We start from the raw sequence: 14,918 nt of genomic DNA, 5'->3' as shown, positions 1-14,918 counted from the left end.
GGCTCAGCCTGCCGGTGTCGTCGGCCCCTCGGTCGGCGTCGGGGGTGCCTCGGTCGTGGGCCCTGTCGGCGTGGGGGTCGTCGTGGGGGTCGTCGTGGGGGTCGTGGTGGGCGTCGTCGTCGTGGTGCCGGTGGGCGTCGGGGTCGTGGTGGGCGTCGGGGTCTGCGTGACGGTCGCCGTCGGCGGGGCGGGCTCGGCGACGACGAGGGTGACGGTGGAGCCCTGCGGCACCGGGCCGGCGCCCGGGTCCTGCCCGACCACCGTGTTCTCCGCCTCGTCGCTCGGCTCGTACTCCAGCGAGCTCTGCAGGTCGAGGGCGTCCAGCGCGGCCCGGGCGGTGGCCAGCGGCAGGCCCGTGTAGTCGTCGATCTCCACCGTGCCGTCGGACAGGACGAGGTCCACCTCGGACGCCGTGGGGACGCTGGTGCCCGTCGACGGCTCGGTCGAGACCACCGAGCCCTCGCTCGTCGTCGGGTCCGGGGCGGTGCTCACGTCACCGACCTGCAGGTCCGCGTCGGCGAGGGCCTCGCGGGCCCGCGCCTCCGTGCTCCCCACGACGTCGGGGACGGCGACCGTGCCCGGTCCCGCGGAGACGACGACGTCGACCGCGGTGCCCGAGGCCACCTGCTCGGCGGCCCCGGGGTCCTGGGACACGACGCGGCCCTCGGCGACCTCGTCCGAGGCCGCGGTCGTCGCCGCGTACTGCAGGCCGACGCGCTCGACGGCCGCCTGCGCCGCCTCGCTCGTCTGGCCGACGAGGTCGGGGACGGTCGCGAGCGCGACGGGGTCGTCGTCGGCGAGCAGGCGTGGCACGACGAGCGCGGCCACGACGACGAGCGCGAGGACGACGAGCGCGAGCAGGACGACGACGACGCGCCGGCCGCGGTCCGGCGGCGGTGGCTCCTCGTCGGGCCCGGGCGGCAGCGGAGACGCCGGTGGCGCGTCGAGGCCCCCGGCGGCGGTCCCCGAGGTCGTGGGGGTCGCGGTCGTGGGGGTGGCCGCGGCGGCGGCCGCCACCTCCGCCGGGGTCGCCGTGCCGTCGGCGGCCGCCACCAGGTCGAGGCGGAAGGCGTCCGCGTCGGGGTAGCGGTCGTCGGGGTCCTTGGCGAGCGCACGCGCGACCACCCGGTCCAGCGCCGCCGGCAGCCCGGGGTGGTGGGCCGAGGGCGGCTCCGCCTGCTCGCCGACGTGCTGGTAGGCCAGCGAGACGGCCGAGTCGCCCTGGAAGGGCGGGCGGCCGGTGAGCAGCTCGTAGAGCAGGCAGCCGGTCGAGTAGAGGTCGGTCCGGGCGTCGACGGGACGCCCGCGGGCCTGCTCCGGCGACAGGTACAGCGCCGTGCCGAGGACGGCGGCGGCGTGCGTCGTCGTCACGGAGGTGTCCTCCGCGGCGCGGGCGATGCCGAAGTCCATCACCGTCACGTGCCCCTCGGGCGTGAGCATGACGTTGGCCGGCTTGATGTCGCGGTGGACGATGCCGGTGCGGTGGCTGAAGGCCAGCGCCTCGAGGACCCCGGCGGTGATGGTGACCGCCAGGTCGACGCCGACGCCCGGCCCGTCCAGCGGCCCCGCCGCGCTCGCCGGCCCGTCCTCCCGTGCGTCCCCCCGTGCGTCCGCCACCCGCTCGCCCGACGCCCGCCCGCGCTCGTCGAGCAGGGCGCGCACCGTCACGCCGGGCACGAGCTCCATGACGATGAAGGGGACGACCTCCTCGCCCGGCGGCACCGCCCCCTGCCCGACGTCGTGCACGCGCACGACCGAGGGGTGGTTGAGCGCGGCGGCGGAGCGTGCCTCACGGCGGAACCGTTCCTGCAGGGCCTCGTCGCGGGCGAGGTCCGCCCGCAGCAGCTTCACGGCGACGCGCCGCCCCAGCAGCCGGTCCTGCGCCGCCCGGACGACGGCCATGCCGCCGCGCCCCAGCTCCTCCTGCAGGGCGTAGCGCCCGGCGAGCAGCGCCTCCTGCTCGTCCGCGCGCCCGTCCGCCCGGTCGGCCCCGTCCTCGGGGCGCCCGGTCACGGCCCCGCGACGCCGGGACCGGCGAGGACGGGGCCGCCACCGGCGACGGACCCGTCGTCCTGCTCCGCGCCGCCGCCCGAGCCGCCGTCGTCCTGCCCCTCGTCCTGGTCCGCGCCCTGGTCCGCGCCCGGCCCGGCGCCGTCGTCGCCTCCGTCGGAGCCGCCGTCGTCCGAGCCGCCGCCGGAGCCGTCGTCCGAGCCGCCGCCGTCGCCCCCGTCGTCTCCCCCGTCGTCTCCCGGGCCGGGCGCGGTCGGCACGCCCCCGGCGTCCGTGGAGGTGCCCTCCTCGCCGTCGCCGGACGTCGGCGTGGGCTCGGACGCCGTCGTCTCCTCCGGTGCCGTGGGCTCCGTCGCCGAGGTCTCGGTCTCGGAGGGCTCGGTCTCGGAGGGCTCGGGGGCGTCGGGGGTGGGCCCGGTGGTCGGCGCGGTCGTGGGCTCGGTGGTCGGCTCCTGGGTGGCCGGCTCGTCCGGCGCCTCGGCGAAGGTGACGACGAGGCCCGTCGACAGCGGCACGGCGTCGCCGGACGGGCTGACGTCGGTCACGACCCCCGGGTCGACGTCGTCGGTCGTCGTCCCCCGGGGCGTGACGTCGAAGCCGAGCTCCCTCAGGGCGCGGACGACGTCGTCGAGCTGCTCGCCGACGTAGTCGTCGGCGTCGACCGAGGCGGTCTCCTCATCCGGCGTCGGCGAGCTGGTCGGCGAGGCGCTCGTCGAGGGGGACGTGGACGGGGCCGGCGCGTCGCCCGTGCCCCCCTCGTCACCGAGCAGGGCGACCCCGATGGCCACGAGCGCACCGACGAGCAGCAGCGCGAGCACCACGACGAGGGGCGCGCGCGAGCGGCGGCGCGGCTCGCCGTCGTCGTCCTCGTCGCCGCCGCCGACGGCGGGCGCGGGCGTCGGCGGCGTGACCGGCCCCTGGACGCGGGTGGCGGCCGTGCCCGGCTGGCGGGGCATCGCCGTCGTCGTCGCGGCCCCGGCGGCGGCCCCGCCCACGAGCCCGGCGGCCACGAGCGCCCGGTGGGCGCCGGCCTCGTCGCCGCGCCCGAGCGCCGCGGCGACGGCGGCGAGCTGGCTGCCGTCGGCGGGCCGCTGCGCGGGGTCCTTGCGCAGGCAGACGGCGACCAGCTCGCGGACGCCGGCCGGCACGTGCGCGGGCAGCTCCGGCGGCTCGTCGTTGACCTGCGCCATCGCGACGGCGACCTGCGAGTCCCCCGTGAAGGGGCGTTCGCCCGTGAGCGTCTCGTGCAGCACCACGCCGAGCGCGTAGACGTCGCTCGCGGGGAGCGCCGGACGCCCCATCGCCTGCTCGGGCGCGAGGTACTGCGCCGTGCCCATCACCTGGCCGGTGCGCGTCAGCGGTGCCTGGTCCCCGGCGCGGGCGATGCCGAAGTCGGTGACCTTGACGTCGCCCTCGGGCGTGATGAGGAGGTTGCCGGGCTTGACGTCGCGGTGGACGACGCCGGCGGCGTGCGCGGCGCCGAGCCCGGAGGCCGCCTGCGCGGTGACGCGGACGGCGCGGCCCGGGTCCATCGGCCCCTCGCGGGCGAGGATGTCGGACAGCGGCGAGCCCGGGACGAGCTCCATCACGAGGTACGCCGAGCCCTCGACCTCGCCGTAGTCGTAGATGCCGGCGATGTTGGGGTGCGCGAGGGCGGCGGAGTGCCGCGCCTCGGCGCGGAAGCGCTCGAGGAAGCCCGGGTCCCCCGTGAACTCCTCCTTGAGGATCTTCACGGCGACCTCGCGGCCCAGGACGTCGTCGGCCGCCGCCCAGACCTCGCCCATGCCGCCCACCGCGACGCGGCGGGTGAGCCGGTACCGCCCCAGCACGTCGCCCTCGCTCGGCCTCACCGGTCGATCACCGCCTCCATCACCTGACGCGCGACGGGCGCCGCCGTCCGTCCGCCCGACGCCTCGCTGCCGGCGTCACCGCCGTTCTCCACGACCACCGCGACGGCGACCTGGGGGTCGTCGGCCGGCGCGAAGGCCGTGAACCAGGCGTGCGGGTCCTCGGCCTCGCCGTCCCCGTCCTGGTCGCCGACCTCGGCCGTGCCGGACTTGCCCGCCACGTCGACCCCGCTGATCTGCGCGGCGGTGCCGGTGCCGTCCTCGACGACGAGCTCCATCATCTGCGTGAGCTGCTCGGCGGTCTCCTCCGAGACCGCCCGGCCCAGCTCGACCGGCGAGGGGTCCTCGACGACCGAGAGGTCCTCCGCCCGCACGGCGTCCACCATCTGCGGCTGCAGCAGCACCCCGTCGTCGGCGATCGCCGCCGTCGTCATCGCCACCTGCAGCGGGGTGACCCGGACGTCGCGCTGCCCGATGGCCGACTGCGCCGCGACGTCCGGCGTCAGCTCGCCGTCCGGGTAGCTGCTCGCGGTCACCGGGACCGGGATGTCGAGCGACCGCCCGTAGCCGAAGTCCGCGGCCTGGTCGGCGACGGCGCCGTCGGGCAGCTCGATGCCGAGGGACCCGAAGGCCGTGTTGCACGAGATGCGCAGGGCGTCCGCGAGGGAGACCTCGTCGCCGGGCCCGCACGCCTCGCCGCTGACGTTGGGCAGCCCGACGTCGGTGAGCGGCAGGTCGAGCACGGCCGGACCGGGCAGCACCGTCTGCGGCGTGTAGTCGCCCGACTCCAGCGCGGCGGCGGCGGTCACGAGCTTGAAGACCGACCCGGGCGGGTAGAGGTCGCCCCCGACGGCGCGGTTGACGAGGGGGTCGTCCGGGTCGTCGACGAGCCGCGCGTACGCGTCGCGGACCTCCTCGGTGTCCAGCGAGCTCAGCTCGTCGGGGTCGTAACCGGGGTTCGAGACCATGGCGAGGACCTTCCCGGTGCTCGGCTCGATCGCCACGACGGCACCCTTCTGGTCCCCGAGCGCGTCCTGCGCCGCCTGCTGGGCCTCGGGCAGCAGCGTGAGCTCCACGTCGGCGCCCGCCGGCTGCCGGCCCGTGACGAGGTCGGCCAGCCGCCGGTAGAAGAGCTCGTCGGCCGTCCCGGACAGCAGGGGGCCCACGGCGTCCTCGATGCCCGTGGCGCCGTAGACGACCGAGTAGAAGCCGGTGGCGTGCGCCCACTCCTGGCCGCCCGGGTAGGTGCGGCGGTACGCGATGGGCCCGTCCGCCTCGACGGACTCGGCGAGGATCTCGCCGCCCGCGGCGGTGATGGTGCCGCGGTCGCGGCCCAGCTCGTCCAGGAGCGTCCGGGAGTTGCGCGGGTCGTCGTCGAGCTCGCCCGCCCGGGCGAACTGGACCCACGTGGCGCCGCCGAGCAGCAGGGCGAAGAGCAGGGCGACGACGACCGACAGCCGGCGCAGGGGCGTGTTCATACCGTCCTCACCACCTGGGTCTCGCTGGTGGCGGGGTCGTCCGGGGCGCTCGGCCCGGTCGACGTGGGCGCCGGGCGCCGGGCGGCGTCGGAGATCCGCAGGAGCAGGCCGATGATGATCCAGTTCGTCAGGAGGGAGGAGCCGCCCGCCGCGAGGAACGGCATGGTGAGGCCGGTCAGGGGGATGACGCGCAGGACGCCGCCCGCGACCACGAAGCACTGCAGCGCCACCGTGAAGGCCAGACCGCCGGCCAGCAGCTTGCCGAAGCCGTCCCGGACCCCGATGGCCGTCCGCAGGCCGCGCTCCACGAGCACGAGGTACAGCAGCAGGATCGCGACGAGGCCGGCCAGGCCGAGCTCCTCGCCCATGCTCGCGAGGATGAAGTCGCTGTTCGCGAAGGGGACGATGTCGGGGCGCCCCCGGCCGAGGCCGGTCCCCGTCAGCCCGCCGTTCGCCAGTCCGAACAGGCCCTGGACGAGCTGGTAGCTGCCGCCCGCCGCCCGGTCGTAGACCTCCGGGTCGAAGGGGTCGAGCCACCCGGAGACGCGCTGCTGCACGTGGCCGAACAGCCGCCAGGCGACGTAGGCGCCGCCGGCGAAGAGCACGAGGCCGATGGCGATCCAGCTGACGCGCTCGGTCGCGAGGTAGAGCACGGCGACGAAGAGGCCGAAGAAGAGCAGCGACGTCCCGAGGTCCCGCTGGAGCACGAGGACGCCGACGCTGCCAGCCCAGGCGACGAGGATCGGCCCCAGGTCCCGTCCGCGCGGCAGCTGGAGGCCGAGCACCCTGCGCCCGGCGAGCGACAGCGTGTCGCGGGCGGTCACGAGGTACCCCGCGAAGAAGACGGCCAGCGTGATCTTGGCGATCTCCCCGGGCTGGAAGGACAGCGGCCCGATCCCGACCCAGATCCGTGCGCCGTTGATGGTCCGGCCGAGCACGGGGAGCAGCGGCAGCAGCAGCAGCACGAGGCTGGCCGCCATCGCCACGAAGGTGTAGCGGCGCAGGACGCGGTGGTCCTTCAGCGCCACGACGACGGCGGTCGCGGCGACGACCCCCAGGGCCGACCACACGAGCTGGCGCGGCGCCTGCGCGGAGCCCTCCGCGAGGTCGAGCCGGTGGATCATCGCCAGGCCGAGCCCGTTGAGCGCCACGGCGATGGGCAGGAGCACCGGGTCGGCGTAGGCGGCGCGCCAGCGCAGGACGCCGTGGACGACGAGGGCCAGCAGCGCGAGGCCACCGCCGTACCAGAGCACGCCGGGGCTCCAGGCGTCGTCGACGCCGAGGCCGACGAGGCCGTAGGCGAGGGTCGCGACGCCGACCGCGGGGAGCAGGAGCAGCAGCTCGGTGCCGCGCCGGCTGCGCGGCGGCTCGTAGGTGACGACGGCCACGGCTCAGCTCCCTCCCAGGGCGGCGCACCCGGCGGGCGCCGGGGTGTCCGGCGTCGGCGGGGTGGTCGGGGTCCCGGTCGGCGCGGTGGTCGTGGTCGGGGCCGGCGCGGCCCCGGACGTGGAGGTCGGCGTGGCGGTCGCGGTGGGAGTCGTGGTGGGGGTCGGCGTGGCGGTCGGGGTCGGCGCCGGCTCGGGGCAGGCCTGGCCGAGCAGCACGCGGGCGACGCCCTCGGCGCCCTCGCGGCTGTCCACGGTGATGCCGGCCTCGACGCGCTGGCGGGAGACGGGGGGCAGGTCGGACAGGGACAGGCCGACGTCGGCGACGACGGAGGACATCCTCAGCGGCCCGACGTCCTGCGGCAGGCCGCGGTAGACGGCGACCTCGCCGGTGTCGTCGGCCCCCACGTAGTACTGCTGCTGGCTCCAGGCCCACGCCGCGACGACGCCGCCGACGAGCACGAGCACGAGCACGCCGCCGGCGACCAGGCGCGGCCACAGCGGTCGCCGTCCCCCAGAGGTGGACCCAGAGGTGGACCCGGAGGTGGACCCGGAGGTGGACCCGGGGGCGGACCCCGAGGGCGACGCAGCGGAGGACGCCGTCCCCCCGGCGGCGTCCCCGGCGGCGTCCCGGGGCTTGTCGCGCCGGCCGAGCGCGGCGGCACGGGAGGCGGGTGACGGCGGGGCGCCGGTGGCGCGACCGTGCTCGGCGGCCGCGGCGCCCACGACCTCGGTGTGGTCGGGCGGCGCGGTGCCGACGTCGACGACGTCGGCGACGACGACGGTCACGTTGTCCGAGCCGCCTCCCCGCAGGGCCAGCTGGACGAGCCGGTCGGCGCACTCGCCCACGTCGGCGACGCCGGCGAGGGTGTCCCGCAGCGTCGCGTCGCCGACCATCCCCGACAGGCCGTCCGAGCACAGCAGCCAGCGGTCGCCGGGACGGGCCTCGCGCACGGAGGTGTCGAGCTCCTGGCCGGAGTCGATGTCGCCGAGGACGCGCAGGAGGACCGAGCGCTGCGGGTGGTGCTCGGCCTCCTCGGGCGTGATGCGGCCCTCGTCGACGAGGTGCTGCACGAAGGTGTGGTCGCGGGTGACCTGCGCCAGGTCGCCGTCGCGCAGCAGGTAGGCGCGGCTGTCCCCGATGTGGGCGAGGACCAGCCGGTCGCCGGTCCGCAGCAGCGCCGTCACCGTGGTACCCATGCCGGCCAGCGCCGGCTCGGTGCGCACCCGGTCCGCCAGCCGGCGCGCCGCGCGACGGGCCGCCTCGGCGAGGTGCCGACCGGCGTCGGCGCCGTGCGACTCGCCCTCGAGACGGCTCAGCTCGGCCACGGCCAGGGAGGACGCGACGTCCCCGCCCGCGGCCCCGCCCATGCCGTCGGCGACGACGAGCAGATGGGGGCCGGCGTAGGCGGAGTCCTGGTTCGACGACCGGACGAGACCGACGTCGGAGCGCGCCGCGTAGCGCAGGGCGGTGGGCACGGGGCGCTACCGCCGCAGCTCGAGGACGGTCCGGCCGATCCGGAGCTGCGCGCCGGCCTGCACGGGTGCGGCGGCGCCGAGGGGCTGGCGGTCGAGGAGCGTCCCGTTGGTCGAGCCCAGGTCCTCGACCCACCACCGGCCGCCGTCGGGGAAGAGCCGCGCGTGCCGGCCGGAGGCGTAGTCGTCGTCGAGCACGAGCGTGGAGTCCGGCGCCCGGCCGATGACGACGGGGGAGCCGCCCAGCGCGAGGCTGGTCCCGCGCAGCGGGCCCTCGACGACGACGACCTGCCGCGGCAGCGTGCGGTCCTCGCGCCGGACCCTCTCCTCGGGGGAGCGCTCCGCCGGTCGGGGAGCCGGTGGCTCGCGCCGGCGCCGCCCGTCGTCCCCGGAGGAGCGGGCGACGACCCGGGTGCCGAAGACGTCGCGGCGCAGCACGCCGACGACGGCGAGCACGAGCACCCACAGCAGGACCAGGAGCCCCAGGCGCAGGACCGTGTAGGTGAGCTCGCTCACGGCAGGTCCCCCTCGTCGCCCGGCCGGCCGGCCTCGGGGGCGCGCCTGCTGCGGTCCCGGCTGGAGAAGGTGATGCGGGTGCGGCCGACCGTGATGACGGCCCCGTCCACGAGGGGACCGGACTCGACCTTGCGCCCGTCGAGGAACGTGCCGTTGGTCGAGCCGAGGTCGCGGACGCTCGCGCGCCCCCCGTCGACGCGGATCTCGACGTGGCGGCGCGAGACGCCCGGGTCGTCGACGACGACGTCGGACTCGCTGCCCCGGCCCACGACGGTCGCCCGCCCGGTCAGCTGGTAGCGGCTGCCGTCGACGTCGAGGACGGGGTGCTCCGGGGTCGCGGCGGCCGCGGTCGCGGGGGCGATGGAGCCGCGGACCCGGGCGCTGCGGACGCGGAAGACGCCCGTGTCGAGCTCGTCGTCGCGCTCGAAGGCGACGGAGACGGGGCCGAGGAAGGCGTAGTGCTGCTGCCGGGCGTGCTCGGTGACGGAGTCGGAGAGCTCCTCGCCGAGGGCGTCGTCCCAGGTGGAGATCCGGTCGTGGTCCCCCGGCCCGAGGGCGATCGTGAAGGCGTTGGGGACGAGGGTGCGGTCGCGGCTGAGCACCTGCGCGGAGGTGTCCGTCTCCCGGCGCAGGGCGCTGGCCAGCTCGACCGGCTGCACCTCGCTCTTGAAGGCGCGGGCGAAGACGCCGTTCACCGCGCGCTCGATGCGCTTCTCGAAGCGGTCGAGGACTCCCACGGCGGCCTCCTCCCGTCTGATCGTCCTGCCGGCCCGTCCGGGCGCGAGGCCATCGCCGCCTCGTCCGCCGCCCGGGCACCGGAGGCGCTCCGCGGGCGCCCGCCACCCTAGCGACGACCCCCGTCGAGGACGGCCGACGACGGGCCGGGGCGCGACGTGGTGCCGGACCGGACGAGCGGGGCGCTCGTCCGTCGCGCCGGGCGGCACCGGGGTGCAAGCGTCCGGGGTGCAGGCGTCCGGGTGCTAATCTCGGCCCGCTCGCGCGAGTGGCGGAATGGCAGACGCGCACGGTTCAGGTCCGTGTGCCCGAAAGGGCGTGGGGGTTCAACTCCCCCCTCGCGCACCGCGAGCAGCAGCCCCGGACCCGGTGGTCCGGGGCTGCTGTCGTCCCGGCACCGCTGTCGTCCGGCGCTGCTGTCGTCCGGGGGCTGCCCCGACGGCGTCGGAGCGCCAGGGTGGGGCGGTGACGACGCGACGAGCCCCCGTCGAGGACCTGCTCGACCTGTCCGGCGTCCGGCCCGAGGACCGGGCGTGGGCGCTCGGCCTGCTGGCCGGGCCGGACGCGCCGGACGCGGCCTCGGTGGAGGAGGTGCTCGCCCACCTCGCCGACGCCCTCGGCACCTTCCCCCCCGAGCGGCAGGCCTGGGCGCACGACGGCGTGGACGAGCGTGCCGCCGCGGCGGCTCTCCTGCGCTTCGCCCCCACCACGCGCGGCTGGCTCGCCGACCACGGGGTCGCCGACGAGCTGGTCCGCGCGACGCTCGCCGACCTCGGCCAGCAGGCGGTGGTGCACCGGGCACGGCACGGGCGGCCGGGGCTCGGGACGTGGTGGTGGACCGCGCTCGTGGCCGCCGGGGGCTTCGTCGAGGTCGGCCGCCTGCAGCTGCAGCTGCACCGGCAGCCGGTCGCGCTCGCCGCCGGCCGCAGCGCCGACGGGACGTCCGTCGGCCCCGTGGCGCCGGGCGCCTGGGTGCTCGGCCTGCACGTGCCGGCGCGGGGCCGGCTGGAGCCCGCGGCCGTCGACGACGCCCTCGCGCGGGCCGCGGCAGGCTTCGTGCGCTGGTTCGGGGACCTCTGGCGCGACGGCGGGGCGCCCGTCGCCGGCACGTGCACGTCCTGGCTGCTCGACCCGGCGCTGCGCGAGCACCTGCCCGGCTCGAACGTCGCGGCCTTCGGCGCCCGGTTCGCCCTCGACGGAGCCGTCCGCCGGGACCCGGCGCAGGTGCTGCTCTTCGTCCACGACCACGTCGGCGGGACGGCGCCGCACGACCTCGCCGGGCTGCCCCGCCGCAGCTCGCTGCAGCGCCTGGTGGTCGACCGCGCGGCGCGCGGCGACGGCGGCGTCGCGAGCGGGCACCTCGCCCTGCCCGCCGCGACGCGCGGGTCGGCCGGGCCCGCGGTATAGCGTCGAGCGACGCCCGGTCCCCGTGGTGGGGCGCCCTCCCGGGCCCCGCGATGAGGAGGAGCACGTGAGCGAGACGCCTCCCGCCGTCGCGCGGCCTGCTCCGGCGCTGCCCGCGGGCACGGGGGACCGCGGGCTGCTCGTGGCCGCCCTCGAGGCCGTCGACCAGGCGGTCTGCGTCGCCGACTGCCGGGCGCCGGACGAGCCCCTCGTCTACGTCAACCCCGCCTTCACCCGGGCGACCGGTTACACCGCGGCGCAGGCGCTCGGCCGCAACTGCCGCTTCCTCCAGGACGGGCTCGACGTCGGCGACGCGCCGGCCCGCATCCGCGCCCTGCTGGACGCCGGGGCGGCGGGCGTCGTCACCCTGGCGAACCGGCGGGCGGACGGGCGGGTGTTCGTCAACGAGCTGTCCCTGTCCCCCCTGCACGACGCCGACGGCGCGGTGACGCACTACGTCGCGGTGCAGCGCGACGTGAGCGCCCGGGCCGAGGCGGAGCGTGCCCGCGACGTGCTGCGGGCCGAGCAGGCCGAGGTCGCCGAGACGCTGCAGCGCACGCTCGTCCCCCGGGCGCTGCCGGCGGTCCCGGGCTGGTCCACCGCCGTGCGCTACTCCCCGGCGACGCGCCCCGACGGCTCGCGCGGCGAGGTGAGCGGCGACGTCTACGACCTCGTGCCCCGCCCCGGCGGCGGCTGGTTCGCCGTCATCGGGGACATCTCCGGCCGCGGCCCCCGTGCCGCGGCGACGACGGGCGTCCTGCGCTGGACCGTCCGCGGCGCCGCCACCGCGACCGCCGGGCCCGCGGAGCTCCTCCGTGAGGTCGCCGGCGCCGTGCTCGACGGGATGGACGGCCGGTTCGCCACGATCGCCGTCGTCGCGCTGCCCGCGGTGGCCCAGGACGGGATCGGCCAGGACGGGAGGGGCCGGGACGGGACCGGCCGGGACGGGGGCGCCGAGGCGGTCGTGGCGCTGGCGGGCCATCCCCGCCCGGTCCTGCTGCCCGCGCGCGGTCCGGCGCGCCTCGTCGGCCGCTACGGCTCGCTGCTCGGCGTCCTGCCGCAGGTCCGGGTGCACGACGAGGCGGTGGTGCTGGGGCCCGGCGACCAGCTGGTCCTCTACACCGACGGCGTCACCGAGGCGATGGACGCCCGTCGCCGGATGCTCGGCGAGGAGGGCCTCCTCGCGGCCCTGGACGCCCTCGGCGAGGACGACCGCCGCGCGCCCGACGCCGCCGACCGGGCCGCCGACGCCGTCCTGGCCGCCGTCGAGGCCCACGCCGGCGAGGTCGGCTCCGACGACCTCACCCTCCTGGTCCTCGGGCACCCGTCCTCCGGCGGCTGACCGTCGGGGAGGACTCGTCCGTCGAGATGGAGGTCCTCGTCAGGGACGGGCCCCTCGGGTGACCGGAGGCTCCATCTCGACCGGCACGACGAGACCCGGGCCGCCCGGGGACGGGTCGGCGGAGCACCAGCGGTCGCCCCCGGCGCGCTTGGCCGCGTACATCGCGGCGTCGGCGCGCGCGAGCAGCGCGGCGGGGTCGTCGCCGTGGTCGGCCAGCGCCGTGCCGGCGCTGACGGTGACGCGGTGGTGGCGCGCCGGCGGGTCGTAGGGCGCCCCCAGCTCGGCGACGACGCGACGCGCCACGAGGGCGAGGTCGGCCCCCCCGGCAAGGCTCGGGCACACGACGACGAGCTCGTCCCCGCCGAGCCGCGCGACGGTGTCGCCCGGTCGCACGGCCGCGCCGAGCCGCCGGGCGACCTCGCGCAGGAGGCCGTCCCCGACGGCGTGGCCCTCGGCGTCGTTGACCGCCTTGAAGCCGTCGAGGTCCAGGTAGACGACGCCGACGCGGGAGTCGGCGCGCACGCCGGGGCCGAGCAGCGCCCCGAGCCGCTCGGTGAGCAGCGTCCGGTTCGGCAGGCCCGTGAGGGCGTCGTGCCGCGCCTGGTGGGCCAGCAGCGTCTCCGCCTCGTGCCGCTCGGTGACGTCCTCGACGAGCAGCACGGCCTCGGCCCCGCCGTCCCCGGCCGGCACGACGGACGCCGCGCACGCGCACCGCAGGCGCTGGCCGCCGGGCCCCAGCAGCCGGACCTCGAAGCGGTCGACCTCGACGCCGTCGGCCATGGCGTCGAGCGCGCTGCGCAGCACCGGCGCGTCGGTCGGGTCGGCGAGGTCGAGGACGTCGCGGCCGTCGAGGTCGGTGCGGCCCAGCAGGCGCGCCATGGCGGGGTTGGTGCGCAGCACGGGTCGGTCCCCGCGGGGCAGCGGGAGCACCAGCAGCCCAGGGGCGAGGCGTCGAGGGCGTGGCGGAAGAGCCGCTCGCGCTCCGCGACCGCGCGGGTCGCGCGGCGCTCGGCCGTCACGTCGTGCATCGTGACGACGGCGCCCGTGCCGCCCCCGAGCCCCTCCAGCGGCCGCGCGCTCACCTCGACGCAGCTCTCCCCGCCCCCGGCGCGCCGCACGAGCGCCTGCAGCGCGGTCGTCGGGACCCCCGAGAGCGCGCGCACGACCGGCTTCTCGTCCTCGCCGAGCGGGCTGCCGTCGAGCCGGTGCAACGTGTACGAGGACGTCCGCACGCTGCGGGACGCCTGGGACGAGACCCCCGTGAGGGCGCGCGCGGCGGCGTTCTCCAGCAGCACGCGCCCGTCGGCGTCGACGACCATGACGCCCTCGTGGGCGCTGGCCAGCACGGCCTCGAGCAGCTCGGCCTGCTGCTGGGCGCACCGGCGGGCCCGTCGCTCGCGCAGGGCCGCGCCGGCCAGGGCGTCGCGGTGCAGCGCCGTCGCGAGCACGGAGAAGCTGACGACGACCACGACGACCTGCGTCGTCGTCACCGTCATCGGGCTCGGGAGCGGCGCCGCGAGCAGGACGAGGGTCACCGCGTTGCCGAGGACGAGGGCCGCCACCCACGTGGTCGGCATCCGCAGCCCGGTCCAGACCGCCACCGGCAGCAGCGTGAGCACCAGCAGCGTGGCGTCCCCGCGCAGGCCCGCCACCACGTAGCCGGCGGCGATCACCGCGACCAGGACGGCCGCCTCGGCCACCCGGGCCGCGCTCGGGGCGACGGCGCCCGGGTCGACGGCGCCCGGGGCCGTCGGCGCCGGGGACCGGCCCTCGCCGCGCCGGGCCGCGCGCGCCGCGAGGTGCTCGAGGGCGCCCGTGCGCAGGCGCAGGCCCACGGCGAGGACGACGAAACCCGTCGTGGCGCTCTTCAGCAGCCAGGCCCACATGAGCAGCGGCACCGCGTCCCCGTCGAGGGCGCGCAGCAGCCCCGGTGCGACGAGCGCCGGGACGAGCGCGCCCACCAGGGAGGCGAGGAGCACCGCGACGAGGTCGGAGGGTCGGCGCAGGCCGGGGAGCGCGGCGGTCGGCCCGGTGGGCGCGCCGGCGCCGCGACGGGTGAGGCGGGCGAGCACGGAGGTCGTGACGAGCGCCGTCAGGACGGCGACGACGCCGACGGCCGCCCCCCGACCCGCGGACGAGCCCACGGCGACGTAGGCGGCCACGGTCGTCAGCAGCACGAGCGCGGCGTCACGGGCGGTCCGCCGCGGGAGGCCCGCCGGCCCGGACAGCCACAGGGCCGCCAGACCTCCGGCCGGCCAGGCGAGCTCGAGCAGCGACGGGTGGGCGCGCAGGCCCGCGGTCACCCCGCCGTAGACGACGACCATGACGACCGTCCGCACGAGGTCGACGGCGTGCTCGGGCCCGCGCGCCCACGCCGTCGCGCCGTCGTGGCCCCACCGACCCACGGGCCCCTCCTCCACGTCGGGCTCCCGGGCCACGAGCGGCCCGGCCGAGCCCCGGACGAGGCCCTGGTGCCGGCATCGGCACGAGGGCCGGCGGGCTTGAGCGCCCGACCCCGGGGACCTCCCGACGCCGCGGTGCGACCAGCCGCCCGGGCCCGGTCCCGGCGCGCCTGCGTCGCTCGACGTCCTCGGGCGCCCACCGCCCGCCGCGACGCCCGCGGGCGCGGGCCCCGGGATACCGTCTGCGCACGCGGGCGGGGTGCCCGCACCGGTGGCGGGCGAGGCCCGCGGGAGGGGAGACCATGCGCATCCTGGTTCTGGGG

Annotated in this window: 10 protein-coding genes, 1 tRNA gene and 1 pseudogene; 3 read left to right on the top strand and 9 right to left on the bottom strand. The window is 77.9% G+C overall.

Translation table 11 applies throughout. The annotated features are described in order from the left end of the window. Nucleotides 1-3: 3 nt before the first annotated feature. Genes WDZ17_RS15735 through WDZ17_RS15705 form a run of 7 tightly spaced genes read right to left on the bottom strand, consistent with a single transcriptional unit; the run spans nucleotide 4 to nucleotide 9,449 of the window. The gene (locus WDZ17_RS15735) at nucleotides 4-2,013 is read right to left on the bottom strand and encodes a protein kinase domain-containing protein (protein ID WP_339576130.1); all 2,010 of its coding nucleotides are present in this window, start codon (nucleotides 2,011-2,013) and stop codon (nucleotides 4-6) included. Beyond that, entirely contained in the window at nucleotides 2,010-3,860 is a 1,851-nt protein-coding gene (locus WDZ17_RS15730; protein WP_339576129.1) for a serine/threonine-protein kinase, read from the bottom strand. Before WDZ17_RS15730 ends, WDZ17_RS15735 begins: the two co-directional genes overlap by 4 nt. Next, nucleotides 3,857-5,335 (bottom strand): peptidoglycan D,D-transpeptidase FtsI family protein, encoded by a 1,479-nt coding sequence (locus WDZ17_RS15725; protein WP_339576128.1) that lies wholly within the window; start codon nucleotides 5,333-5,335, stop codon nucleotides 3,857-3,859. Before WDZ17_RS15725 ends, WDZ17_RS15730 begins: the two co-directional genes overlap by 4 nt. Next, nucleotides 5,332-6,723 (bottom strand): FtsW/RodA/SpoVE family cell cycle protein, encoded by a 1,392-nt coding sequence (locus WDZ17_RS15720; RefSeq protein ID WP_339576127.1) that lies wholly within the window; start codon nucleotides 6,721-6,723, stop codon nucleotides 5,332-5,334. The genes WDZ17_RS15725 and WDZ17_RS15720 overlap by 4 nt, the downstream gene beginning before the upstream one ends. A 3-nt stretch (nucleotides 6,724-6,726) precedes the next feature. After that, a complete protein-coding gene (locus tag WDZ17_RS15715) occupies nucleotides 6,727-8,199 on the bottom strand; it encodes a PP2C family protein-serine/threonine phosphatase (protein ID WP_339576126.1) in 1,473 nt (490 codons plus the stop codon). 6 nt (nucleotides 8,200-8,205) lie between these two features. Continuing rightward, the gene (locus WDZ17_RS15710; RefSeq protein WP_339576125.1) at nucleotides 8,206-8,712 is read right to left on the bottom strand and encodes an FHA domain-containing protein FhaB/FipA; all 507 of its coding nucleotides are present in this window, start codon (nucleotides 8,710-8,712) and stop codon (nucleotides 8,206-8,208) included. Continuing rightward, complete coding sequence (locus WDZ17_RS15705) at nucleotides 8,709-9,449, bottom strand: FHA domain-containing protein (protein ID WP_339576124.1); 741 nt, start codon at nucleotides 9,447-9,449, stop codon at nucleotides 8,709-8,711. The genes WDZ17_RS15710 and WDZ17_RS15705 overlap by 4 nt, the downstream gene beginning before the upstream one ends. 260 nt (nucleotides 9,450-9,709) lie before the next feature. Here WDZ17_RS15705 and WDZ17_RS15700 point away from each other — a divergent pair. From WDZ17_RS15700 to WDZ17_RS15690, 3 genes are all read left to right on the top strand, one after another. Continuing rightward, nucleotides 9,710-9,792, top strand: a tRNA-Leu gene (locus WDZ17_RS15700). Between the two features lie 120 nt (nucleotides 9,793-9,912). Then, nucleotides 9,913-10,854, top strand: coding sequence for an acyltransferase domain-containing protein (locus WDZ17_RS15695; RefSeq protein ID WP_339576123.1), 942 nt, complete (start codon nucleotides 9,913-9,915; stop codon nucleotides 10,852-10,854). Nucleotides 10,855-10,918: 64 nt separating this feature from the next. Beyond that, nucleotides 10,919-12,193, top strand: coding sequence for a PP2C family protein-serine/threonine phosphatase (locus tag WDZ17_RS15690; RefSeq protein ID WP_339576122.1), 1,275 nt, complete (start codon nucleotides 10,919-10,921; stop codon nucleotides 12,191-12,193). A gap of 39 nt (nucleotides 12,194-12,232) precedes the next feature. On the opposite strand, the gene WDZ17_RS15685 is transcribed toward WDZ17_RS15690, so the two are convergent. Further along, complete coding sequence (locus WDZ17_RS15685) at nucleotides 12,233-13,093, bottom strand: diguanylate cyclase domain-containing protein (RefSeq protein ID WP_339576121.1); 861 nt, start codon at nucleotides 13,091-13,093, stop codon at nucleotides 12,233-12,235. Between the two features lie 149 nt (nucleotides 13,094-13,242). Then, nucleotides 13,243-13,512 (bottom strand): annotated as a pseudogene (locus WDZ17_RS17540) (ATP-binding protein); the annotation flags it as partial. Nucleotides 13,513-14,918 lie beyond the last annotated feature (1,406 nt).

It is taken from the genome of Pseudokineococcus basanitobsidens, assembly GCF_037482545.1.
Lineage (GTDB): Bacteria > Actinomycetota > Actinomycetes > Actinomycetales > Quadrisphaeraceae > Pseudokineococcus > Pseudokineococcus basanitobsidens.
Note: the sequence above shows the minus strand (reverse complement) of the source record. Positions and strands in the feature narration are given on the sequence as shown.